Annotated in this window: 1 protein-coding gene; it reads left to right on the top strand. The window is 61.6% G+C overall.

All coding sequences use genetic code 11. The annotated features are described in order from the left end of the window. A partial coding sequence (locus EN850_RS36715; RefSeq protein WP_210238053.1) for a hypothetical protein occupies positions 1-263 on the top strand: 263 nt, incomplete at its 5' end. Between the last annotated feature and the right edge of the window lie 81 nt (positions 264-344).

Here is a 344-nt window from a genome sequence, read left to right as displayed (position 1 = left end):
AGCGTACCGACCTGGTAGAGGTCGGCCGCATGCGGGTCGTCGGTTTCGGCAGACTTCTGCGCCAGCAGCAGGATGCGCTTGTCCGCTTCCATTGCCTGCTCAAGCGCGTGCATGGACTTGTCACGGGTGACCAGGGCGAGTACCTCACCTGGCAGGACCCCGGTTCGGACCTGGGTATCCGCGTGGAACTGTTTGAAGGGCGGGTCACCCAGATGTACTGGGGAACCAGCGATGCGATTGAACTGATTGAAGGATGTGCCTGAAATGTCCGTAGCCCGACTCGATGCCTGTTTCCAGCGTCTGCGCGAACAGCAGCGCAAGGCGCTGATCCCCTTCGTCACCGC

Origin of the sequence: Mesorhizobium sp. M8A.F.Ca.ET.207.01.1.1, assembly GCF_004794715.1 — a bacterium.
Classification (GTDB): Bacteria; Pseudomonadota; Alphaproteobacteria; order Rhizobiales; family Rhizobiaceae; genus Mesorhizobium.
This window is presented reverse-complemented; position numbering and strand designations above follow the sequence as displayed.